This window comes from Zhengella sedimenti (genome assembly GCF_046506625.1).
In the GTDB taxonomy this organism is placed as follows: domain Bacteria; phylum Pseudomonadota; class Alphaproteobacteria; order Rhizobiales; family Rhizobiaceae; genus Zhengella; species Zhengella sedimenti.
In genome coordinates this window covers 109,448-132,015 of the sequence record NZ_JBKFFP010000002.1, presented here as the reverse complement: position 1 = coordinate 132,015, position 22,568 = coordinate 109,448, and the positions used below count along the sequence as shown (strand labels likewise).

The following is a 22,568-nucleotide window of genomic DNA, read 5'->3' as shown; positions in this document are numbered from 1 at the left end:
TATGCTGCGCCGCAAATGCCCGGTCGCCGCAATTTGCCCACATCCGCCGGGCAAGGGAATCGGACAGGTGACAGGTCGGCTGCGTCGGCCATGATGCAAGGACCCCGGAACGACACATGCTCAGGCTGATTGGATATTTCTTTGGCATAGGGATCGCCCTGGCTCTTCTCGTTGCAGCAGGCGTGGCCATCTATGTCGGCGACCTGGCCAAGGACCTGCCGGACTACGAGGTCCTGGCGAAATACGAGCCGCCGGTTACCACGCGCGTCCATGCTTCCGACGGCGTCCTGATGGCCGAATATGCGCGCGAACGGCGCCTGTTCCTGCCGATCAAGGCGGTTCCCGATCGCGTCAAGGCGGCGTTTCTGTCAGCCGAGGACAAGAATTTCTATTCCCATCCCGGCATCGACATCTACGGCCTGACCCGGGCGGTCATTACCAATATCCGCAACATGGGCTCCGGCGCGCGCCCCGTCGGCGCCTCGACGATCACCCAGCAGGTGGCCAAGAACTTCCTCCTGACGTCGCGCCAGACCTATGACCGCAAGATTCGCGAGGCCATCCTCGCGCTCCGGATCGAACAGGCCTTCACCAAGGACCGCATCCTCGAACTCTATCTCAACGAGATCTTCTTCGGCTTCGGTGCCTATGGCATCGCCGGCGCGGCGCTGACCTATTTCGACAAGTCGGTCAACGAACTTGAAACGCACGAGGCCGCCTATCTTGCGGCCCTGCCCAAGGGCCCCAACAACTACCATCCGTTCCGCCACACCGAGCGCGCCCTGGAACGCCGCAACTGGGTCATCGGCCAGATGCGCGAGAACGGCTATCTCACCGCCGAGGAAGCCGCGGATGCCTCGGCCAAGCCGCTTGGCGTCAAGCCGCGCCGGTCCGGCACCTACATGTTCGCGGGCGAATACTTCACCGAGGAAGTCCGCCGCGAGATCATCGACCGTTACGGCGTCGACGCGCTCTATGAGGGCGGCCTCTCGGTGCGTACCACGATCGACCCGAAGATGCAGGTCGTCGCCCGCAAGGCCCTGCAGAACGGCCTGATGAATTACGACATGCTGCGCGGCTATCGCGGGCCGGCTGGCAGGATCGACATTGCCGGCGACTGGGGCGTCGCCCTCTCGGAAGTGGAGGGCCTTTACGACGTGCCCGAATGGCAGGTCGCCGTTGTCCTTGCCGCCGGCGAGGACGGGCTGGACATAGGGCTTCAGCCCGAAAAAGAGGTGTCCGGCGAGATTTCGCCGGATCGAAAGCGCGGTTTCGTCTCGCAGAAGAACATGCAATGGGCGATGCGCTACAAGAAGGATGGCAAGACGGTGAAGGCGAAGTCGCCTGCCGATGTCCTTCAGCCGGGCGACGTCGTCTTCGTGGAAAAGGCCGGGTCCGACACAGCGGAAGGCGAGGGCGAGGGAGAAGGCGGCTACAAGCTGCGCCAGCCGCCCGAGATCGAAGGCGGCATGGTGGCGATGGACCCGCATACGGGCCGTGTGCTGGCCATGGTCGGCGGGTTCTCCTTCGCCGAATCGGAATTCAACCGCGCCACCCAGGCCAAGCGCCAGCCCGGTTCCGCCTTCAAGCCGATCATCTATGCGGCCGCGCTGGACAATGGCTACACGCCGGCATCCGTGGTGATGGATGGCCCCATCTCGATCCGGGTCGGCAACGACGTCTGGGAGCCCAAGAATTACGGCGGCGGCTTTGCCGGGCCGTCCACCTTGCGCCTTGGCATCGAGAAGTCGCGCAATCTCATGACCGTGCGCCTTGCCAAGGACATGGGCATGAATCTCGTCGCCGAATATGCCGAGCGCTTCGGTGTCTACGACAACATGTCGAAGGTCCTTGCCATGTCGCTGGGTTCGGGCGAGACAACCGTCATGCGCATGGTGTCGGCCTATGCGATCATGGCCAACGGCGGCAAGCAGATCAAACCGTCGCTGATCGACCGGATCCAGGACCGCTACGGCAAGACCGTCTACAAGCATGACGAACGCCTCTGCGAGGGCTGCGCGGCGACAAGCTGGGTGAACCAGCCCGAACCCGATCTGATCGACAATCGCGAGCAGGTGCTCGATCCGATGACGGCCTACCAGATCACCTCCATGATGCAGGGCGTGGTGCAGCGCGGCACCGCCGTCACCGTGTCCAGGCTGGAGCGTCCCGTCGCCGGCAAGACCGGCACGACGAACGACGAGAAGGATGCCTGGTTCGTCGGCTACACGCCCGATCTGGTGGTGGGGCTTTACATGGGTTTCGACACGCCGCGTCCCATGGGGCACGGCTCCACTGGCGGCGGCCTTGCCGCGCCTGTCTTCACCGAATTCATGGCGGAAGTGCTGAAGGACAAGCCGCCCTTGGAATTCCAGATCCCCGAGGGCATGAACCTCATCGCCATCGACCGCAAGACCGGCATGCGCGCAGGTGGCGAAGGCCCCGGTGTCATCATGGAAGCCTTCAAGCCCGGCACAGGTCCCGCCGACAGCTACTCTGTCATCGGCATGGAGAACATCGCCGTGCAGGAACGCGCCAAGGCGATTTCACCGCAGGCCAGCCGTGCGATTTCAGGCGGTGCGGGCGGCCTTTACTGACCCCGCGCACCGGATCGCGGCATTTGGGCGGGCTGCCTGCCCGCCTTTTCCCTTTACAGCGCGGATCGCCATTCCTATGGTCCGCGCCGTTTCGAAACCCGAGAAATGATGGAACGGAAAAGACATGCGTGCCGAAACGCAGAATCTCGTCGATGAACTCAGGCAGGCCATAAGCCTGCTGAGGAGGCATCTTTGACTGGGATCAGGCTGTAAAACGTCTGGGATACCTCAACTCCCTGTCTGAAGATCCCGACCTGTGGAACGATCCGCAGGAAGCACAGAAGCTGATGCGCGAGCGCCAGGGTCTCGAGGACAATATCGAGGCCATCAAGCGCCTGCAGCAATCGCTCGACGACAATGTCGAACTCATCGCCATGGGCGAGGAGGAGGGCGATGCCGAGATCGTCCGCGATGCCGAGGCCTCTTTGCGCGCCATGGAGGACGAAGTCGCCCAGCGCCGCGTGGAGACGCTGCTGTCTGGCGAGATGGATGCCTCCGACACCTTTCTGGAAGTCCATGCCGGCGCCGGCGGCACGGAGAGCCAGGACTGGGCGCAGATGCTGTTGCGCATGTATACCCGCTGGGCCGAACGCAAGGGCTTCAAGGTCGAGGTCCAGGACATCGCCTATGGCGAAGAGGCCGGCATCAAGGGTGCGACGCTGCTGGTCAAGGGCCACAATGCCCATGGCTGGCTCAAGACGGAATCGGGCGTGCACCGGCTGGTCCGTATCTCGCCCTATGACAGCAATGCGCGCCGCCACACGTCCTTCTCCTCGGTCGGTGTCTATCCGGTGATCGACGACAACATCGAGATCGAGATCCAGGACAAGGATATCCGCATCGATACCTATCGCTCGTCGGGCGCGGGAGGCCAGCACGTCAACACCACCGATTCGGCGGTACGCATCACGCACCTGCCGACCGGCATCGTGGTGACGTCTTCGGAGAAATCCCAGCACCAGAACCGCGCCAACGCCATGAAGGCGCTGCGCGCGCGTCTCTATGACCTGGAGATGAAGAAACGCGAGGAAGCGGCCCAGTCCGCCTTCGATTCCAAGACCGATATCGGCTGGGGTCACCAGATCCGGTCGTATGTCCTGCAGCCCTACCAGCTCGTCAAGGACCTGCGTACGGGCGTCGAGAGCACCAGCCCGGACGATGTGCTGAACGGCAATCTCGATGAATTCATGGAAGCCGCGCTGGCCTCCAGGATCGAGGGGAGCGACGGCCAGCAGGTCGAGGACATCGCCTGATCGCGAATGCGGCCGGTCGGGAGAGTGACAAGGGCGGCTCAAGGCCGCCCTTTTTCGTGCCTGGGAAGAAGGCGGCCCTCAGAGAGCCTCGGCGATTTTCCTGCCCGCCTTGAGATATTGCAGCGGATTGACCGGCCGGCCGTCGCGGCGCACCTCGTAATGGAGGTGCGGACCGGTCGAGCGGCCCGAATTGCCGGACCGGCCGACGATCGTTCCGCGGGTCACCATGTCGCCCTTGGAGACCAGCAACTTGCTCATGTGGGCGTAGCGGGTCGTGTAGCCGTCGGCGTGCCTGATCTCGACCATGCGGCCATAGCCGCCATTCCAGCCAGCGCGGATCACCTTGCCGCTTGCCGTGGCGCGCACGGGCATGCCGACGGAAGCGCGGAAGTCCATGCCCGCATGCAGCGCCTTGGTGCCGATGATCGGGTCCCGCCTGTAACCGAAGCGCGAGGAAACCGGCTGGCCGGGCAGGGGATTGGCAAGCGGGTAGACCATTGTGCGCGCCTTCAGCTTGTCGAGCCGTTCCAGCGCATTGTCCAGTTCGTCCACATGCGCTTCGAAGGCCGTGGCGGCGCTCACGGGCACCAGCGGTCCGCCCACGCCTTCGCGATCATGGCCCTCGGACACGTCCTTCAGTCCGGCTGCGTCCATGGCGTCGGCGATCCGGTCGCTGGTCTGGTGCGCCTTTGCCGTCAGCGTGGCGATCCGTGAGATCTGTTCGTCCTCGATTGCCCTGAGCGACCGGTTGATGTCGACGAAAAGGCGGTCTGCCCGGTCCGCGGCGCTTTCGTTCTCCGGCCGGCTTGCCGGACCGAGCGTGGACGCGGCCGCGAATCGCGCCGTCAAGGCGCCGGCCTGGTCGAGCCGGCTCGTCTTTTCCGGCGTTTCGGCGCCGATCCGCGCCTGCTTGGCGGCTGGCCTGGTCGTGGGCACGGGCACCGAGCCCGTCGACAGGCCGTCGCGCTTGGCCCGTTCCAGCAACGGTCCGAGCCGTCCGTGCCGCGAGGCAAGGGCCTCCTGGCGTTCGATCAGTTCGGCGACCTTGTTTTCCATCAGTTGCTGGTCCAGCAACTGGCGGCTGGTGATGCGGTCCACCTGGGTGCGCAGCGCCGAAATCCGGTCCTCGTAGCTTTGCTGCAGGCGCGCCTGCTGCGCCACCGCGCCGTTGAGAAGATCGTCACGCAGCACCAGGTAGGTGGTCGCCAGCACATAGCCGAGCGCTGCTGCCGCCATCAGTGACCCCAGCGTGGCGGCAAGCCAGGGCCGCACCGTGAAATGGCGCACCTCATTGCCCCTGGCAATGATGACTGTATGCGGTTCCTTGCGTTTCCCGAAAACCGGGTTCTGACGCTTGCCTGGAGTCACGGCCCTGTCCATCCGTTCTTCACTTGAATCGAAGCGGATGCATTTAAGCGCCGTTAGGGTTAACAAAGCGTTGGTGGTTCAGCGGGATGTCGAGGCAAGCGATTGATAGAACAGGGGTGTGAGTCCGGCTTCGGCGCGGGCGAGCACATTGAACGGGGGCTTCACCTCGCCGCGGAAATTCGATCGCACGAGGTCCTGGAACCGCCGGGCAGGGTCGTGCCCGTCGCGCGCGCAGAAGAAGCGGAACCACTTGGCGCCGATCCCGACATGGCCCTTCTCGTCAGTATAGATGATTTCAAGGATATCGGCCGTTTCATCGTCGCCCGCCTCGCGCAGCTTTTCCTGCAGCGACGGCGTCACGTCCAGCCCGCGCGCCTCCAGAACCAGCGGGACGATGGCGAGGCGCGCATGCAGGTCGTTGCGGGTCTGGTGGGCCGCCTGCCACAGTCCGTCATGGGCCGGCAGGTCGCCGTAATCGGCTCCCAGCGATTGCAGCCGTTCCCGCAACAGCTTGAAATGCTTGGCTTCCTCGAAGGCCACCCGCATCCAGCCGTCGAAGAAGGACCGCGGCACCGCCTCGCTGGTGAAGCGCGCCACGATGTCAAGCGCCAGGTCGATGGCGTTCAGTTCGATATGGGCCAGCGCATGCATCAGCGCAATGCGGCCGCGGGCGCTGGAAAGGGAGCGTTTGCGCACCAGTTTCGGCGCCACCAGTTCCGGCTTTTCCGGCCGGCCCGGCCTGTCGGGGATCGGCGGATCGCCGGGCGTGCGCAATGACAGCCGGCGCTGCATCCAGCGCGCATGGACGTCACGGGTCAGCCGCACCTTGTCATCGAGGCAAGCGGCATTGAGCGCCGCGATACAGCCGCCGCGCAGGCTGACGATCCTTTCGGCCATGGCGAAACGCCGTCAGGCCGCTTTCGCCGCGGCGAGAACCTCCTCGGCATGGCCGGGAACCTTGACCTTGCGCCAGACGCGCAGGATCGAGCCGTCCTCGCCGATCAGGAAGGTGGAGCGCTCCACGCCCATGTATTTGCGCCCGTACATGCTCTTTTCCACCCACACCCCGTAGGCTTCAAGAACCGTCTTGTCCTCGTCGGAAACGAGGGCGACCGTCAGGTCGTGCTTGGCCTTGAACTTGTCGTGCTTCTTGGCGCTGTCGGGCGACATGCCGACGACAACCGTGCCGGCTGCCTCGAAATCGCCCTTGAGCCGTGTGAAATCAATGGCTTCGGCGGTGCAGCCGCTGGTATCGTCCTTGGGGTAGAAAAACAGGGCGACCTTCTTGCCCCTGAGGTCGGAAAGCTTCAGCGTGCCGCCGCCATCGGCCGGCAGGTCGAATTCCGGTGCCGTCTGCCCCGCTTCGAGTTCAGCCATATCATTGCCCTTCTTGTATCTTACGGATTGGCAAACCGGTTATAGTGCCATTCACGGATTCGTCTACGGGGCAGGAACGCATGGATCAGGACAGGGCGCACGCGCAGCATGGTCATGCGCGTGTCCGCTTCAGGCGGCGTGAACTGCCGGCGCTTGACGCCCTGCCGTCCTCTGCCGGGCTGACGGCCCAGACGGCGCGCTTCTATCGCGCCTGGAAGGTCTTGCGCTGGATCGGCGGCGGCGTGGCGGCGGCCGGTCTCGTCGTGCTGCTCGCCCTGTCCGGCGCCTGGGTGGCGATCAATGCGGGCGTGGGTGCGGAGCGGATCAGCCGTGAGGCCGAAACGGCGCTGGCGCGGCTCTACGGTTTTCCCGTCAATGTGTCGCTCGGCGACACCCGGCTGTCATTTGCCAACGGGATCAACCTCGCATTTGAAATTGGCGACGTGGACGTGCGCCAAGCGGATACCGGCCAGTCGGTGACATCCGCCAAGGCGGTGAAGCTGGGCATCGGGAGCTGGGCGCTCCTGAATGGCCGCCTTCAGCTTGCCAGCCTGTCGATTGCCGGCGCACACGCTGCTGCCGGGATGAAGGCGCCGGACCCGCAAGGCGATTTCCTCCAGCCGGTGCGCGATGCCGAGGGGCTGGTCGATCCGGACCGCGTGCTGGCGCTCGTGTTCGAATCGGTGCGCGCCGCGCTCAAGCGCCTGGACGCCACGGGGACCAGCCGCATCTCGCTCGACGAGACGCAGGTGACCTATGACGGCATGCGCATCGCGATCGCCGAGGCCGATCTGCGCCACGCCCTGAACGGCACATTCGAGGCTTCCGGCGTGATCGATTTCGCCGGTACGCCCGTCACATTGGAGGCGAGCGGCCGCCAGGTGGGTGATGCGATCACGGCGCTTGCGGCCGAAATCCGGACCGGTGGCATCGACCTGCAAGGCGCCGCGGCGGCGCCCGCCCTGTCCGTGCCTGACCTCGAGATCGCGCTGGAAGGCGGGGAGACGCACGCCGGCGCCGGGCAGGCGCTCAGGATGCGGCTTCGCGCGCCCGCCTATTCCGCCACCGTCGAGACGCCGGGCGATCTGAAGGGGTCGCTGATGCTGACCGCGGACCTGGCATCCGGATCGCGCAAGGTGGACATCCCGGAAGCGCTGTTGCAGGTCAACCGCACGCGCATCCCGTTTTCCGGGGCGGCGGGCCCGAGGCCGCCGGCTGAGGACGAGGAGCCGGCCTGGCGCTATGAACTGGTTTCCAACGATGTCTTCCTTGCGCCCATGGACAGTCCGGAGCCCGGCCTGAAACTCGGCGCGCGCATTGCCGGCGTCTACCGGCCCGGGAGCAACAGCCTGGAAGCCTCTTCTCTCGCCGTGCGCACGGCCGGCGGCGAAGTGCTGGGATCGGCCACCGCCGTCTTCGGCGAGGGGGAGACGCCTGCCGTCTTTCTGGCGATCCGTTCCGATCGCCTGCCGGTCTCCCACGCAAAGCAGCTCTGGCCATGGTTGTCGGCGCCCAATCCGCGCCGCTGGGTGATGGACAATCTCTTCGATGGCGTGCTGACCAATACCGAACTGGAACTGTCGGCGGGGCCGGGCCGTCTGACAGACGGGCTTCCCTTCGATGCCGACGAGATCCACGGCCATTTCGAGGTTGCGGGAACGCGTTTCGACGTGGCCGGCGAAATTCCGCCCATCCGCGACGCCACCGGCGTCATCGACTTCGCCGGCAACGACGTGACGATCACGCTGTCGGAAGGCACCGGTTTCATGGAGAACGGGCGCAAGGTGAAGGGCACGAACGGCGTTCTCACCTTCAGGGACACGCACATAAACCCGGTGATCGGCCGCCTGAAGATCGACATCGAGGGCGATGCGCCGTCCATCGTGGAACTGGCCTCGCGCGAACCCATCAATGCCGGTGAGCGTCTCGGCTTTTCTCCCGACAAGCTGTCCGGCTCGGTGACCGGTGTGGTCGAGACGGACATTCCCGTCGACAAGGATACCGACATTGCCACGCTCGACTGGCGCGTCGACCTCGCCTTCGAGGATCTGGCCATCGACCACGAGTTCGATGGCCAGCGCCTGACGGAGGCCGACGGCAAGGCCGTGATCGACCCGGCAAGCGCCCGTATCGAGGCCAGGGGCAGGCTCAACGGCATCGAGGCTGACCTGTCACTCGTCGAACCCCTGGACGGTGACGATCCGACGCAAGTGGATGTCGCGCTCCTGCTTGACGACAAGGCACGCAACGATCTGGCGCCGGGCCTCGCGGAGATCCTGTCCGGCCCTGTCGCGGTAAAGGTTTCTGGCCCCTCGGAGCGCCGCACGGTGGAGGCGAAACTGGACGATGCCGTGCTGTCGGTGCCCTGGATGGGCTGGTCCAAGGGCAAGGGCGTTCCCGCCACCGCCCGTTTCGTTCTCGAAACGGACGGAAACAGGGCACGCGTGCGCGATCTCTCCGTCGAGGGCGCAAGTTTTGCCCTGGCCGGCAATGTCGAGCTTTCCTCCGGCGATCTGGTGTCCGCCACCTTTTCCCGGGTCCGTCTCAACCGCGGCGACGATTTTTCCGCCCGCCTGACGCGCCAGCGCAAGGGCCTGAGCATCGACATCGAGGGCGAGGCGATGGATGCGCGCGCCCTCGTCAAGGCATTGCAGGACAGCGAAACGGCGACAGCGGCGGGCGCCGGCCAGACCCAGGTCGCCGTCACCGCCCGGCTCGACCGTGTCACCGGTTTCTCCGGCGAGGTGCTGAGCAAACTGCGCCTTGACTATTCCGGGAAGGGAAACGAGCCGGCCTCGGCCTCGCTCACCGCTGTTGCCCGGTCCGGTTCGGCCGTGGAGGTCCGCCACAACGGCGGAACGAACCGCGCCCTGGAGATCCGCACGGGCGATGCCGGCGCGATCCTGAGGTTTCTCGACATCTACGAACGCATGCAGGGCGGCGTTCTCGCGGTCGCGCTGAAGGGCACCGGAAACGGCCCCCTGTCGGGCCAGGTCGATGTCCGTGACTTCTGGCTGGTGAACGAGCCGCGCCTGGCCTCGCTGGTCTCGACCCCGGCACCCCAAAGCGATGGCCGCAGCCTGTCGGATGCCGTGCGCAGCGACATCGACACCTCGCGTGTCCGGTTCGACCGGGGCTTCGCGCTGATCAGCAAGGGCGAGAAATCGCTGACCATGCAGCGCGGCGTTTTGCGCGGTCCGCTGATCGGCACCACCTTCCAGGGAACCCTTTACGACGGAAAGGGCAACATGTCGGTCACCGGCACCTTCATGCCGGCCTATGGCCTGAACAAGATATTCGGGGAAATCCCGGTGCTCGGCTACGTTCTCGGAAACGGCCGCGACCGCGGCCTGATCGGCATCACCTACAAGCTGTCCGGCGAAGCCAAGTCACCGAAACTGCAGATCAATCCGATCTCGGCCATTGCGCCTGGCATCTTCCGTTCGATCTTCGAGTTCCGCTAGGCGCGGCCGGCCCGGCCGGTCAGACCGGCCGGATCAGCGCGTGTTTCTTCTTGCCGAGCGACAGCTTGATCACGCCCTCGGCGTTCACGTCATTCATGGAAACGGACGCCCGGTCGTCTTCAACAGGCCGGTCGTTGACCTTGACCGCGCCGCCCTTCACATGACGGCGCATCTCGCCATTGGATGCCGCCAGTCCCGCCGCCACGAAGGCGGCCAGCACGCCCATGCCGCCGGTCAGTTCGGAGGCGGCGATTTCCACGGTCGGCAGGTCAGCGCCAAGCGCGCCTTCCTCGAAGGTGCGGCGCGCCGTTTCCGCCGCGTCGTCGGCGGCCTGGCGGCCATGTAGCATGGCGGTCACTTCCGTTGCCAGAACCTTCTTGGCCTCGTTGATCTCCGAGCCGCCGAGGGCTGCCAGCCTGGCGATCTCGTCCATCGGCAGCACCGTGTAGAGCTTGAGGAAGCGTTCGACGTCGGCATCCTCGGTGTTGCGCCAGTACTGCCAGAATTCGTAGGGGCTCAGCATGTCGCCGTTTAGCCAGACCGCGCCATTGGCCGTCTTGCCCATCTTGGCGCCGGACGATGTGGTCAGCAGCGGCGAGGTCAGCGCATAGAGTTGCGGCGTGCCCATGCGGTGGCCGAGATCGATGCCGTTGACGATGTTGCCCCACTGGTCCGAACCGCCCATCTGCAGGCGGCAGCCCTCGCGCCGGTTCAGTTCGACGAAATCATAGGCCTGAAGGATCATGTAGTTGAATTCGAGGAAGGACAGCGACTGTTCGCGGTCGAGGCGCATCTTCACCGAATCGAAGGACAGCATGCGGTTGACCGAGAAATGCCGGCCGACGTCGCGCAGGAATTCCACATAATTGATGTCCATCAGCCAGTCGGCATTGTTGAGCATCAGCGCCTTGCCGCCGCCGAAATCGAGATATTGGGCGAAGGATTGCCTGATGCCTTCCAGATTGGTCGCGATGTCATCGGCGGTCAGCAGCTTGCGCGCCTCGTCCTTGAAGGACGGATCGCCGATCATCGAGGTGCCGCCGCCCATCAGCGCGATGGGCCGGTGGCCGGTCTTCTGCAGCCAGTGCAGCATCATGATCTGGATCAGCGAACCGGCATGGAGACTCTTCGCCGTCGCATCGAAGCCGATATAAGCCGTCACCTGCTCCTTGCCGAACAGGTCGTCGAGACCCTGGTCGTCGGAGGTCTGGTGGATGAATCCGCGCTCGCTCATGGTGCGCAGGAAATCGGACTTGAAGGCGGACATCGGCTTGTTTCCGGATTTTGCTGTGACGAGGAGCCGTGCCGGGTGGTGCAACGGCCCGCGCGGCTTTAACACTATCCCGGCGGGATTCACAAGAACGGGCGGTTTCCATGGCGCTTGCACGCGCGATCGGGCTGATGAGCGGCACCTCGATGGACGGCATCGACATTGCCTGCGTCGAGACCGACGGCGAGGCCGCAGTGAAGCGCGGGCCATCGGGCTTCGTGCCCTATGAAGCGGCCTTCCGGCGCCGCATCGAGGCTTCGCTGGAGACGGCGAAGGCGATCGAGCGGCGCGACGACCGGCCCGGCGGCCTGTCCGCGCTGGAAGCGGAGATCACCCGCCGCCATGCCGTGGCGGTCGATGCCTTCCTGAAGGATAATGGCTGGCCGGCGGGCGACATCGCCGTCATCGGCTTTCATGGCCAGACCGTGCTCCATCGTCCGGAAAAGGCGCTGACCGTGCAACTGGGCGACGGCGCCGCGCTGGCTCGCGACACCGGCGTGCCGGTCGTCTTCGACATGCGCGCAAACGACATGCGCCATGGCGGGCAGGGCGCGCCGCTGGTGCCGGCGTATCATGCTGCAATTGCGCGCGCGCTGGCGCCGGGCCGTGTCGCGTTTCCGGTCATGGCGGTCAATGTCGGCGGCATTTCCAATGTCACCTGGGTTCCGGAGGCGGGGGCGCCGGTGGCCTTCGATTCCGGACCGGGCAATGCGCTGATCGACCAGTGGGTCCAGGCCGTGGCCGGCATTCCCTACGATGATGGCGGCCGCATTGCGTCAGAGGGCGTGGTGATCGCAGCCGCGCTGGCCCGCTACATGGACAATCCGTACTTCGCCCGCGACGGCGCGAAGTCGCTTGACCGAAACGATTTCACGCTCGATCCGCTGGGCAAGGCGGAACTGGCCGACGGCGCGCGCACGCTTGCGGCCGTGACGGCCCATGCCATCGCCAGGGCAGCCGAGCATGTGCCGGAGCGCCCGCGCACATGGGTGCTGTGCGGCGGCGGGCGGAAGAACGGGCTGATCCGGCGGGAACTGGAAACGCTTGTGGAACCGGCACATGTCCTCGTCGCCGAGGACCTGGGCTGGAACGGCGATTCCATGGAAGCGGAAGCCTGGGCCTATCTGGCGGTGCGCGCCCTCAAGGGACTGCCGCTCACCTGGCCCACGACCACCGGCTGCCGCGAACCGGTGACCGGTGGCGTGCTGGAACGGCCCGGCGGATGACGGTCAGCGCAGGCGTTTCGGCTTGGGCGCGGCCAGTTCGCCGCGCAGGCGCGCTTCCAGGTAGTCCGAGCAGTTTTCGATAAGCTCGTCCTCGCGCCCGGTGAAGAAGTGGTTGGCGCCTTCCATCGTGTTCTGCGTGATGGTGATGCCCTTCTGCTGGTGCAGCTTGTCCACAAGTCCCTGGACGTCCTTGGCCGGGGCGACCTTGTCGCTGTCCCCGTGAATGATCAGGCCGGAGGAGGGGCAGGGCGCCAGGAAGGAGAAGTCGTAGATGTTGGGCTGCGGCGCGATGGAGATGAAGCCCTCGATCTCGGGCCGGCGCATCAGCAACTGCATGCCGATCCAGGCGCCGAAGGAATAACCGGCGACCCAGCAGGACTTGGAATCGGGATGCAGCGACTGCACCCAGTCGAGCGCGGCGGCGGCGTCCGAAAGCTCGCCCGAACCGTGGTCGAACTCGCCCTGGCTGCGGCCGATGCCGCGGAAATTGAAGCGCAGCGTGGTGAAACCGCGCTTCTGGAACATGTAGAAAAGGTCGTAGACGATCTTGTTGTTCATCGTCCCGCCGAACTGCGGATGCGGGTGCAGCACCATCGCGATCGGTGCGTTCTTTTCCTTCGACGGCTGATATCGGCCTTCGAGACGGCCCGCGGGCCCGGCGAAAATGACCTCTGGCATGGTCGGTCCTTCTTGTCTGGAGGCGCTCCCGGACTGCGCGAAAGGTGAAGGCCGCGCGGCTTGACGGGGACTGGCGCACTCCCTAGAAACACGTTTAGAATAGTTCTAAGAGGTGGTTTGACAGCCTCTGGCGGACGGCTTGATAGGACAGTCAGGCCTTTCGTTTCAAGAAAATAACGACTTCGCGTGCATTTGGGTGCGCTGGGAGAGCAACTGTAACCATGGCGAGGACGCCGGCCTACCTCGATTACAACGCCAGTGCGCCGCTGCTCGACAGCGCGCGCGCTGCGCTTGTGTCGGCGCTGGCGGCAGACGCCAACCCTTCCTCGGTGCATCGTGCCGGCAAGGCCGCGCGCCGCGTCGTGGAGGATGCGCGTCGTCAGGTCGCCGCGCTGGTCGGCGCTTCACCCGAGCACGTTGTCTTCACGTCGGGCGCCACCGAGGCCGCCACGACCCTGTTGACGCCGCAGTGGCGCATGGGCCGCGCGCCGCTCACCTGCTCGCATCTCCATGTGCTGGCGAGCGACCATCCCTGCCTGCTGGCCGGCGGACGGTTCCCCGCCGGAAAGGTCACGCGGCTTCCCGTCGGTCCGGACGGGCTTGTGGACATCGCAGCCATGCGCCGGGCGCTGGAAGCCCACGACGCCGAGACCGGGCTGCCGCTGGTCGCCCTCCATGCCGCCAACAACGAGACCGGCGTGCTGCAGTCGCTGGATGCCGTGCGCGCGCTTGTGGCCGAGGCAGGCGGCGTGCTTGTGGTCGATGCCGTACAGGCTGCGGGGCGTGTTTCCATCGACATGGCAGCCGGTTACGCCGATTTCCTGATTCTCTCCGCGCACAAGCTGGGCGGACCGCGCGGCGTTGGCGCCTTCGTTGCCCGCGAGGGCCTGCTGATGCCCGAACCGCTCATCCGGGGCGGCGGTCAGGAGCGCGGCCATCGTGCCGGCACGGAAAATGCCGCCGGCATTGCAGGCTTCGGCGCCGCTGCCGAAGAGGCCGGGCGGGCACTGCCTCACATGGCGGATGTGAAAGCCATGCGTGACCGCTTCGAGGCGCGGCTTGAGGAAATCGCACCGGGCGTGGTGATCCACGGGCGCACCGCCCTGCGTATCGCCAACACGTCGTTCTTTTCGTTGCCGGGTATCAAGGCGGAGACGGCTCAGATTGCGCTGGACCTGGAAGGGCTTCAGGTCTCCGCGGGCTCCGCCTGTTCCTCGGGCAAGGTGGGGCCGAGCCACGTACTGGAGGCGATGGGCGCGGATGCGGCGCTCGGCGCGCTACGCGTCTCGATCGGCCGGACGACGGCCTGGGACGAACTGGAGCGCCTGCTGCAGGCGATCGGAATTCTGCTGGCGCGCCGCAAGGCCGCGTGAGCACGAAAGGGCTGGCCCGCAGGCCTTGGGAATGCGGGGGGACAGGCGGGAAAAACAGGGCGGCGCGCCGCTTTCATTTCCCGTCCGGCTCACTAGATAAGGGGTACGGTCCCGCGCGTGCGGGACATGCCATATGACGTCGACAACTGCCGGACCTTGAATCCGGCAAGGATGGAGAACGCCAATGCCTGCCGTGCAGGAGACGATCGAGCAGGTCCGCAAGATCGATGTGGACCAGTACAAATATGGTTTCGAGACGCTGATCGAGATGGACAAGGCCCCGCCCGGCCTGTCCGAGGACATCATCCGCCTCATCTCCCACAAAAAGAACGAACCGGACTGGATGCTGGAATGGCGTCTGGACGCGTTCCGCCGCTGGCAGACCATGATCGAGCCCAGCTGGGCGCGCGTGGACTACCCGGAGATCGACTTCCAGGCGCTGAGCTATTACGCCGCGCCGAAGGCACAGGCCGGGCCGAAATCGCTGGACGAGGTCGATCCGGAACTCCTCGCCACCTATGAGAAGCTCGGCATCCCGCTGAAAGAGCAGGAAATCCTGGCCGGTGTTCGCAAGCCCGGCGAGAAGAGCGAACTCGACGAGGTCGGCGACAATGTCTATGCCTCGGGCCGCGTCGCCGTCGATGCCGTGTTCGACAGCGTTTCCGTCGTCACCACCTTCAAGGAGGAACTGGCCAAGGCGGGCGTCATCTTCTGCTCGATCTCCGAGGCCATTCGCGAGCATCCCGAACTCGTCCAGAAATATCTGGGCTCCGTGGTGCCGAAGACCGACAATTTCTATGCCACGCTGAATTCCGCGGTCTTTACCGACGGCTCCTTCGTCTTCGTGCCGAAGGGCGTGCGCTGCCCGATGGAACTGTCCACCTATTTCCGCATCAACGAGAAGAACACCGGCCAGTTCGAGCGCACCCTCATCATCGCCGAGGAAGGTGCCTACGTCTCCTACCTGGAGGGGTGCACCGCGCCGCAGCGCGACGAGAACCAGCTTCACGCCGCCGTGGTCGAACTGGTCGCGCTCGACGATGCCGAGATCAAGTATTCCACCGTCCAGAACTGGTATCCCGGCGACAAGGACGGCAAGGGCGGCATCTACAATTTCGTCACCAAGCGCGGCGATTGCCGCGGCACCAATTCCAAGATTTCGTGGACGCAGGTCGAGACCGGTTCCGCGATCACCTGGAAGTATCCGTCCTGCATCCTGCGCGGCGACAATTCACGCGGCGAGTTCTACTCCATCGCCGTGTCGAACGGTCACCAGCAGATCGACAGCGGCACCAAGATGCTGCACCTGGGCAAGAACACGACCAGCCGCATCATTTCCAAGGGTATCTCCGCGGGCAATTCCAACAATACCTATCGCGGCCAGGTCTCCGTTCACCGCAAGGCGGAAAATGCCCGCAACTTCACCCAGTGCGACAGCCTGCTGATCGGCAATGACTGCGGCGCCCACACCGTGCCCTACATCGAGGCGAAGAATTCCTCGGCCAAGCTGGAGCACGAGGCCACCACGTCGAAGATTTCCGAGGACCAGCTCTTCTACGTCATGCAGCGCGGCATTCCGGAAGAGGAGGCCATCGCGCTCATCGTCAACGGCTTCGTCAAGGAAGTCATCCAGGAACTGCCGATGGAATTCGCAGTCGAGGCGCAGAAGCTGATCGGCATCTCGCTGGAAGGCAGCGTCGGATGATGTCCGCCGCACGCGTCAAGCCAGGGCTTGTTCCCGGGACCTGCGCAGCGGGGAAATGCCATGGCTGAGAGGAAACCGGGAAAGGGCGCTGAAACCGCTGCCGGGGCGATCTCCATCCTGGTCGCCTGCGCACTGGGCTTCTGGCTTGCGCCCTTCGGCTCGCCGCTGACAAGCGCAGCCATCCTGGGTGCCATCGCCGGCATCAGCTTTGCCGCCCGCGGCCTTTTCCGGGCCCGCGGCTAGAACAAACCGGCGCGGCCCGGCCGCGCAATCGAAACAGATGGCCGCAATGGCCGACCGAAGACGGAAAACACCGAAATGCTCGAGATCAAGAACCTGCACGCCCGCATCGCCGAAGACGGCACCGAGATCATCAAGGGCCTCGACCTGACCGTGAAGAAGGGCGAGGTCGCCGCCATCATGGGGCCGAACGGCTCCGGCAAGTCGACCCTGTCCTATGTCATCGCCGGACGCGAGGACTACGAGGTGACCGAGGGCGACATCCTGTGGAACGGCGAAAGCGTTCTGGAAATGGACCCGGCCGAACGGGCCGCCTCCGGCGTTTTCCTTGCCTTCCAGTATCCCATGGAAATTCCCGGCGTCGCCACGATGGAGTTCCTGAAGACGGCCCTGAACGCCCAGCACAAGGCCCGCGGCGAGGAACCGCTGAAGATCCCGGAACTGATGCGCAAGGTGAAGGAGGCTGCCTCCAGCCTCGAAATGGACCTGGGCATGTTGAAGCGCCCGCTCAATGTCGGCTTTTCGGGCGGTGAGAAGAAGCGCGCCGAAATCCTCCAGATGAAACTGCTGGAGCCGTCCCTCTGCGTGCTTGACGAAACCGATTCCGGCCTCGACATCGACGCGCTGAAGGTCGTCGCCGATGGCGTGAACGCGCTGCGCTCGCCCGATCGCGCCTTCCTCGTCATCACCCACTACCAGCGCCTGCTTGATCACATCGTGCCGGATACGGTGCACGTCCTCTACAAGGGCCGCATCATCAAGTCTGGTGGCGCGGAACTGGCGCTGCACCTGGAGCAGAACGGCTATGCCGACGTGATCGGCGAAGCGGCGTGAGGTGTCTGCAATGAACATACGGACCGTACCCAAGCCGACGCCCGCCGAACAGGCGCTCATCGACAGCTACGAGGAGCGCTTCTCGCGGCTTGCCGGCAATCCCGATGTCGTGCGTGCCCGCGACGAGGCATTCGCCGGCCTTCGCAATGCGGGCCTGCCGACGCGCCGCGTCGAGGCGTGGCATTACACCGACCTGCGCCGCCTTCTCTCCGACGTCCCCGCCTACGATCCGGAAGCCCAGGCCGACCCGGTCGGGGAATTGCTGGAACACTCCGCCATCGCCATCGCCGCCAACGGGCAGGCGCTGCAGGCCGACGACAACATCGACGGCGTGACCTGGCGCCCGCTCACCGACCTGCTGGCGGACGGGTCGCTGGCCGGTGCGCTTGCGCCGCGAAACGGGGATGATCCCATCGGCGCACTGAACGCGGCGCTTGTGTCCGGCGGCTGGGCCCTGGACATCGAGGCCGGTGCCGATCTCGACGTTCCGGTCGAAATCCAGAATGTCCACGCCGGCGGCCAGGTGCATGTCCGCTTTCCGGTCACCGTCGGGGCGGGTGCCAGGGCCACCGTCGTGGAACGCCAGACCGGGCGTGGTGCCGCGCTTGTCACGTCAGTGACGGACATTGAAATCGGCGAGGGCGCCGCGGTCGACTGGATCGTGCTGCAGGAGCAGCCCGACACGGCATCGCTCCTGGCCAGTTTCACCGCCCGGCTCGCCCGCGACGCAAAGCTGCGCCTCTTCATCATGAATGCCGGCGGCAAGCTGGTTCGCGAGGAAGTGGTTGTCGCGGTGAAGGGCGAGGGGGCCGATTTCCAGTTGCGAACGGTCAACCTGCTGGCCGGCGAGGGCCACACCGACCTGACCATGGTGCTCGACCACACCGTGCCGTCCACGACATCCACCGAGGTCGTGCGCAACGTCGTGACCGGCAAGGCCAAGGGCGTTTTCCAGGGCCGCATCAATGTGCACCGGATCGCCCAGAAGACCGATGCGCGCATGGCCTGCAACACGTTGCTCATGTCGGACGACGCGGATTTCTCCGCCAAGCCGGAACTGGAAATCTTCGCCGACGACGTGGCCTGCGGCCATGGCGCCACCGTGGCCGAGATCGACCACGATCACCTGTTTTACCTGATGGCGCGCGGCATTCCCGAAAAGGAAGCCCGGCGCCTCCTGGTCAAGGCATTTGTTGCCGAGGTGATCGAGGAACTGGACAACGAGGCGCTTGTCGCCGCGCTCGAGGAACGGCTGGATGGCTGGTTTGCGGACAATGGCTGAGGCCAGGCCGGCGAACGCCCGATATGCCGGGATTTGCGAAACGGCAATGACGGGCACCGGTGCGGCGCGCTATTGCCGACCTGATCGAAGGGCCGCCCATGCAATGACGAGCGGAGAAGGCCATGGCTGAGACGCTGACACGCAATGCCTATGACGTCGAGGCTGTCCGCCGCGACTTCCCGATCCTGGCGCGCCAGGTGCACGGCAAGCCGCTGGTCTATCTCGACAATGGCGCTTCGGCGCAGAAGCCGCAGGCCGTCATCGACGCGGTGACGCATGCCTATTCGCATGAATATGCCAATGTGCATCGCGGCCTGCATTTCCTCTCCAACGCCGCCACGGACGCCTATGAAGGCGCGCGCGAGAAGGTCCGCGCCTTCCTCAATGCCGGGTCGGTGGACGAGATCGTCTTCACGAAGTCGGCGACGGAATCGATCAACACGGTCGCCTATGGCCACGCCCTTGCCCATCTCGGCGAGGGCGACGAGATCGTGCTTTCGATCATGGAGCACCATTCCAACATCGTGCCCTGGCATTTCGTGCGCGAACGCAACGGCGCGAAACTGGTCTGGGCCCCGGTGACGGATGACGGCGCCTTCGACATGGAGGCTTTCACCGCCTGCCTGAGCGAGCGGACGAAACTCATCGCCATAACGCACATGTCCAACGTGCTTGGCACGGTGACACCGGTGAAGGAGATCTGCCGCATCGCCCACGAGCGCGGCATTCCCGTGCTTGTCGATGGCAGCCAGGCCGCCGTCCACATGCCCGTCGACGTGCAGGATCTGGGCTGCGACTGGTATGTCTTCACCGGCCACAAGGTCTATGGTCCCTCGGGCATCGGCGTGCTCTACGGCAGGAAGGAACGGCTGGAAGCCATGCGCCCCTTCATGGGCGGCGGCGAGATGATCGAGGACGTCAGCGAGGACAAGGTGACCTACAACCACCCGCCGCACCGCTTCGAGGCCGGCACGCCGCCCATCGTCCAGGCGATCGGTCTGGGCGCGGCGCTGGACTACATGCAGACGCTCGGCCGCGAGGCCATCGCAGCCCATGAGGCAGCCTTGCGTGATTACGCCCATGAGCGCCTGTCGCGCATCAATTCGCTGCGCATTTTCGGAACCGCGCCTGACAAGGGCGCCATCGTCTCCTTCGAGATGGAGGGCATCCACGCCCACGATGTCTCGATGGTGATCGACAGGGCAGGGGTGGCCGTGCGCGCCGGCACCCATTGCGCCCAGCCTTTGCTCAAGCGCTATGGCGTGACATCGACCTGCCGCGCCTCTTTCGGTCTCTACAACACCCATGCCGAGGTTGACGCCCTGGCAGAAGCGTTGGAAAAGGCCCGCAACTTCTTTGGATGAATGCCATGACAGATGAACAGGCCCAGAAAACAGACACCGCAGCCGATGACGGGCTGCATGCGTCCTCGGCCATTCCCGCCGAAGAACTGGCCCGTCTGACCGACGATATCGTCGGCGCGCTCAAGACCGTCTACGATCCGGAAATCCCGGCCGATATCTACGAACTCGGCCTGATCTACCGCATCGACATCGAGGACGACCGTTCCGTGTCGATCCTGATGACCCTGACGGCGCCCGGCTGCCCCGTGGCCGGCGAGATGCCGGGCTGGGTGCAGAACGCGGTAAGTTCCGTCGAAGGCGTCGGCCAGGTGGACGTGGCCATGACCTTCGATCCGCCCTGGACGCCCGACCGCATGTCGGAGGAAGCCCAGGTCGCCGTCGGCTGGTATTGATGGCGCGCCGGGGCCGGCCTTGCGCTATGCCCTTGCATGCCCCATCTTTGAAGATGTGAGTTACAGCCCGAAACCCGTTGCGCAGGCCTTGAACCTGCGTTGAATGGAGGAAGAATGGCCCGTTTTGAAATCATGACCATGACCGATGCCGCCGCTGCGCGGGTGCGCGAGGTCGTGGAAACAAAAGATGGTGTGCTTGGCGTGCGCGTCGGCATCAAGAAGGGCGGCTGCGCCGGCATGGAATACACCATTGATGCCGTCACCGAGCCGGATGAAAAGGACGACGTGATCGAGCACGGCGGCGCGAAGGTCTGGGTCGATCCCGCCGCGACGCTGTACCTGATTGGAACCCAGATGGATTTCGAGGTCACGACGCTGCGCAGCGGGTTCGTCTTCAACAATCCGAACCAGTCGTCAGCCTGCGGTTGCGGCGAATCCGTGGAACTCAGGCCGGCGGATCTGAAGGCGCTGGCCGAGGCGCGCGGCACGGCCTGAACCGGCCTCCCGGTCCGGTACCCATGAAATGCAAAAAGGACCCGCAAAGGGTCCTTTTTCACGTCCAGTTCCGGAAAACCGGTGCGCTCAGCGCACCGCGATCTTCATGAAGGCCGGCACATCGTCGCCGAATCCGACCGGGGCCGGTTCGTTGTCGCGTTCCTCGCGCCGGCGACGCGGACGATCCTCGTCCGGCTTCGGCGTGCGCCGCTCGGGTGCGGCCGGCTTGCGGCTTTCGCGCACCGGCAACTGTTCGACGGGCTCGGTTGCGGCCTCTTCCTCACGGCTTTCGGTCCGCGGCTTGCGTTCACGCTTCGGCCGGTCGCCGCCTCTTGTGGAGGTGCTCTTTTCGGATTTGCGCGTGCTGCCGCGCCGTCCGCGCGACGTCTCCGGCGCGCTGTCGGCTTCGCTCAGCGTCGACAGATCGCCGTCCAGCCATTCCAGTTCGCGTCCGAGCATCCTCTCGATGGATTCGAGATACTTCCGGTCCGCCTTGGCGACCAGCGAGAAGGCCTTGCCCGACCTTCCGGCGCGGCCGGTGCGGCCGATCCGGTGGACATAGTCCTCCGCGTGAATCGGCAGGTTGAAGTTGAACACATGGCTGACATCGGGAATGTCGAGGCCGCGCGCGGCCACGTCCGAGGCGACCAGCAGCTTCAGCTTGTTGTCGCGGAATCCCTGGAGCATGGCCATGCGGGCGCGCTGGTCCATGTCGCCATGCAGCGCCCCGGCGTCGAAGTCATGCTTGACCAGCGAGCGGAACAGTTCCGAGACGTCGCGCTTGCGGTTGCAGAAGACGATGGCGTTCTTCAATTCGCCGGTTTCTTCCTCCGCGCGGATGATGTCGCGCAGCTTGGCGCGCCGGTCCCAGTCCTTCGGACCGCACTTGACGAGGCGCTGGGTCACGGTTTCGGCCGTCGAGGACGCCTTGGCCACTTCCACGCGCACAGGGGCGTGCAGGAACTGTTCGGTCAGGCGGGTGATCTCCGGCGGCATGGTGGCCGAGAAGAACAGCGTCTGGCGGGTGAACGGGATCAGCTTGCAGATGCGCTCGATGTCCGGGATGAAGCCCATGTCGAGCATCCGGTCTGCTTCGTCGATGACGAGGATCTCGACGCCGTTGAGCAGCAGCTTGCCGCGCTCGAAGTGATCCAGCATGCGGCCCGGCGTGGCGATCAGCACGTCGGCGCCGCGCTCCAGCTTGCGGTCCTGGTCCTCGAAGGAAACGCCGCCGATCAGCAGCGCCACGTTGAGGCGGTGGTTCTTGCCGTACTTGACGAAGTTGTCCTCCACCTGCGCGGCCAGTTCGCGCGTCGGTTCAAGGATCAGCGTGCGCGGCATGCGTGCCCGCGCGCGGCCCTTTTCCAGCCGGGTCAGCATGGGCAGCACGAACGAGGCGGTCTTGCCGGTCCCGGTCTGGGCAATGCCCAGCACGTCCTTGTTGGCCAGGGCGTGGGGAATGGCTTGCGCCTGGATCGGTGTCGGCGTGGTATAGCCGGCATCCGTGACGGCGGAGAGAACCTTCGGCGACAGGCCGAGATCGGCAAACGTCACGTCAGGGGCTTGGTTGTTTTCGTCAGATGACACGTGGTTTGGGTCTCTTGATCAGAGTATTGTGCGCAATCGGGCACGGTTTCGCGGTGGTTATGT

Annotated in this window: 18 protein-coding genes; 12 read left to right on the top strand and 6 right to left on the bottom strand. The window is 65.0% G+C overall.

Features of this window, described 5'->3' with window-relative positions; all coding sequences use genetic code 11:
* Positions 1-116 precede the first annotated feature (116 nt).
* Together ACLB6G_RS06250 and prfB are read left to right on the top strand one after the other, a co-directional pair.
* The gene (locus tag ACLB6G_RS06250) at positions 117-2,597 is read left to right on the top strand and encodes a penicillin-binding protein 1A (RefSeq protein ID WP_410355286.1); all 2,481 of its coding nucleotides are present in this window, start codon (positions 117-119) and stop codon (positions 2,595-2,597) included.
* A gap of 124 nt (positions 2,598-2,721) precedes the next feature.
* A protein-coding gene (prfB, locus tag ACLB6G_RS06245) for a peptide chain release factor 2 (RefSeq protein ID WP_410355285.1) occupies positions 2,722-3,850 on the top strand; the annotation gives its coding sequence in 2 pieces (ribosomal slippage) (positions 2,722-2,790 and positions 2,792-3,850; 1,128 coding nt in all).
* 78 nt (positions 3,851-3,928) lie between these two features.
* On the opposite strand, the gene ACLB6G_RS06240 is transcribed toward prfB, so the two are convergent.
* From ACLB6G_RS06240 to ACLB6G_RS06230, 3 genes are all read right to left on the bottom strand, one after another.
* A complete protein-coding gene (locus ACLB6G_RS06240) occupies positions 3,929-5,230 on the bottom strand; it encodes a M23 family metallopeptidase (protein ID WP_410355284.1) in 1,302 nt (433 codons plus the stop codon).
* 66 nt (positions 5,231-5,296) lie between these two features.
* A complete protein-coding gene (locus ACLB6G_RS06235; RefSeq protein ID WP_410355283.1) occupies positions 5,297-6,115 on the bottom strand; it encodes a ferritin-like domain-containing protein in 819 nt (272 codons plus the stop codon).
* A gap of 12 nt (positions 6,116-6,127) precedes the next feature.
* Entirely contained in the window at positions 6,128-6,595 is a 468-nt protein-coding gene (locus ACLB6G_RS06230; protein ID WP_410355282.1) for a peroxiredoxin, read from the bottom strand.
* 80 nt (positions 6,596-6,675) lie between these two features.
* Between ACLB6G_RS06230 and ACLB6G_RS06225 the strand changes: the two genes are divergently transcribed.
* Positions 6,676-10,059, top strand: a complete 3,384-nt coding sequence (locus tag ACLB6G_RS06225; RefSeq protein WP_410355281.1) for a YhdP family protein — start codon at positions 6,676-6,678, stop codon at positions 10,057-10,059.
* Positions 10,060-10,078: 19 nt separating this feature from the next.
* On the opposite strand, the gene tyrS is transcribed toward ACLB6G_RS06225, so the two are convergent.
* Positions 10,079-11,326 (bottom strand): tyrosine--tRNA ligase, encoded by a 1,248-nt coding sequence (gene tyrS / locus ACLB6G_RS06220; RefSeq protein ID WP_410355280.1) that lies wholly within the window; start codon positions 11,324-11,326, stop codon positions 10,079-10,081.
* A gap of 107 nt (positions 11,327-11,433) precedes the next feature.
* Here tyrS and ACLB6G_RS06215 point away from each other — a divergent pair, with 107 nt between their 5' ends.
* On the top strand, positions 11,434-12,555 hold the full coding sequence (locus tag ACLB6G_RS06215; RefSeq protein ID WP_410355279.1) for an anhydro-N-acetylmuramic acid kinase: 1,122 nt from the start codon (positions 11,434-11,436) through the stop codon (positions 12,553-12,555).
* A 3-nt stretch (positions 12,556-12,558) separates the two neighbouring features.
* Here ACLB6G_RS06215 and ACLB6G_RS06210 read toward each other — a convergent pair whose 3' ends face one another.
* Positions 12,559-13,233 (bottom strand): alpha/beta hydrolase, encoded by a 675-nt coding sequence (locus tag ACLB6G_RS06210; RefSeq protein ID WP_410355278.1) that lies wholly within the window; start codon positions 13,231-13,233, stop codon positions 12,559-12,561.
* A 221-nt stretch (positions 13,234-13,454) separates the two neighbouring features.
* Here ACLB6G_RS06210 and ACLB6G_RS06205 point away from each other — a divergent pair, with 221 nt between their 5' ends.
* From ACLB6G_RS06205 to sufA, 8 genes are all read left to right on the top strand, one after another.
* Positions 13,455-14,606 (top strand): cysteine desulfurase family protein, encoded by a 1,152-nt coding sequence (locus ACLB6G_RS06205; RefSeq protein ID WP_410355277.1) that lies wholly within the window; start codon positions 13,455-13,457, stop codon positions 14,604-14,606.
* A 184-nt stretch (positions 14,607-14,790) separates the two neighbouring features.
* Complete coding sequence (gene sufB, locus ACLB6G_RS06200) at positions 14,791-16,311, top strand: Fe-S cluster assembly protein SufB (RefSeq protein WP_410355276.1); 1,521 nt, start codon at positions 14,791-14,793, stop codon at positions 16,309-16,311.
* Positions 16,312-16,371: 60 nt separating this feature from the next.
* Positions 16,372-16,554, top strand: a complete 183-nt coding sequence (locus tag ACLB6G_RS06195; RefSeq protein ID WP_410355275.1) for a hypothetical protein — start codon at positions 16,372-16,374, stop codon at positions 16,552-16,554.
* Positions 16,555-16,629: 75 nt separating this feature from the next.
* Complete coding sequence (sufC, locus tag ACLB6G_RS06190) at positions 16,630-17,385, top strand: Fe-S cluster assembly ATPase SufC (RefSeq protein ID WP_410355274.1); 756 nt, start codon at positions 16,630-16,632, stop codon at positions 17,383-17,385.
* 10 nt (positions 17,386-17,395) lie between these two features.
* Positions 17,396-18,667 carry a Fe-S cluster assembly protein SufD gene (gene sufD, locus ACLB6G_RS06185; protein ID WP_410355273.1) on the top strand — a complete coding sequence of 424 codons (1,272 nt, stop codon included), beginning with the start codon at positions 17,396-17,398 and terminating at the stop codon, positions 18,665-18,667.
* 122 nt (positions 18,668-18,789) lie between these two features.
* Positions 18,790-20,031 carry a cysteine desulfurase gene (locus ACLB6G_RS06180; RefSeq protein WP_410355272.1) on the top strand — a complete coding sequence of 414 codons (1,242 nt, stop codon included), beginning with the start codon at positions 18,790-18,792 and terminating at the stop codon, positions 20,029-20,031.
* Between the two features lie 5 nt (positions 20,032-20,036).
* Positions 20,037-20,423: an SUF system Fe-S cluster assembly protein gene (locus ACLB6G_RS06175; RefSeq protein WP_410355271.1), complete on the top strand. Its 387-nt coding sequence runs from the start codon at positions 20,037-20,039 to the stop codon at positions 20,421-20,423.
* 114 nt (positions 20,424-20,537) lie between these two features.
* A complete protein-coding gene (gene sufA, locus ACLB6G_RS06170) occupies positions 20,538-20,918 on the top strand; it encodes a Fe-S cluster assembly scaffold SufA (protein ID WP_410355270.1) in 381 nt (126 codons plus the stop codon).
* A gap of 87 nt (positions 20,919-21,005) precedes the next feature.
* On the opposite strand, the gene ACLB6G_RS06165 is transcribed toward sufA, so the two are convergent.
* On the bottom strand, positions 21,006-22,472 hold the full coding sequence (locus ACLB6G_RS06165) for a DEAD/DEAH box helicase (RefSeq protein ID WP_410355896.1): 1,467 nt from the start codon (positions 22,470-22,472) through the stop codon (positions 21,006-21,008).
* Between the last annotated feature and the right edge of the window lie 96 nt (positions 22,473-22,568).